Annotated in this window: 2 protein-coding genes; both read right to left on the reverse strand. The window is 59.5% G+C overall.

The genetic code is table 11. The annotated features are described in order from the left end of the window. On the reverse strand, positions 1 to 399 hold a 399-nt coding region (locus AC1EJR_RS27300), incomplete at its 3' end, for a DUF3304 domain-containing protein (protein ID WP_477147858.1). 23 nt (positions 400 to 422) lie between these two features. Then, positions 423 to 863, reverse strand: coding sequence for a DUF3304 domain-containing protein (locus AC1EJR_RS27305; protein ID WP_477113932.1), 441 nt, complete (start codon positions 861 to 863; stop codon positions 423 to 425). Positions 864 to 936: the final 73 nt, after the last annotated feature.

The following is a 936-nucleotide window of genomic DNA, read 5'->3' on the forward strand; positions in this document are numbered from 1 at the left end:
AAATGGAGAGTCAGAAGCCCCACGTCTCCCCACGTCTTCAGGGCGGTAGGGGGGCACAGGGACAATCCGCTCCTGCGGAACATCGTCGATGCGATGGAGCCACCTGACCTTCGCCGTCATGCCAGGCTTGTAGACCCGTGGCACCGTGACGCAGCACGTAAAACTGCCACCGCCCTTGTGCGCCCCGATATTCGGTCCGCCATGACCGTTGACCTCAAACGCGTAGATGCCCACGTCCGTGTGGTTGTAGCCAACCATTGACACCGCGATGGGCTTGTCGCCGCAACCGGACATSGCYAGYGACARTGCKGCYAGCAGACTGCCTGCCCACGCCCGTGGGCGCGTTGCTTTGAATCGATTCGTGCCGCCTGAAGCTGGTGGTGCAGCGCTGTAAGGCATGGTTCTTTCTCCAATCGATGTCGTTACAGCCGAGCTTCATCGCCCTTCAAGGGATAGTCGGGATGGTGAAGATTCATCATCGTCACGAACACCTTGACATTGCCGTCGCGCAGAAAATGCACGGCAAACCTTCCCAATTCGTCTGGCCGATAGGGAGGCACGGAGACGAATCGCACCTGTGGCACATCGTCAATGCGATTGACCCATCTGACCTTTACCGTCATACCAGGCTCGTGGACCAAGGGCACCATGACACAACACGTGCGATTGCCACCGCCCTCGTGCGGCCAGATATTCGGGCCGCCATGACCGTTGACCTCAAACGCGTAGATGCCCACATCGGTGTGGTTGTAGCCAACCATTGACACGGAGATTGGCTCCTCGCCGCAACCGGACATTGCCAGTGGCAATGCTGCTAGCAGGCCGGCTATCCACGCCCGTGGGCGCGCTACTGTGTAAGGCATGACTCTCCTCGTGGAACTGTGGTTACTTGCGCGCCTCGTCSCCTTTCAGGGGATACGCCGGGTGACCAAGCAG

The sequence above is a fragment of the Cupriavidus sp. 05T42 genome (assembly GCF_056396345.1).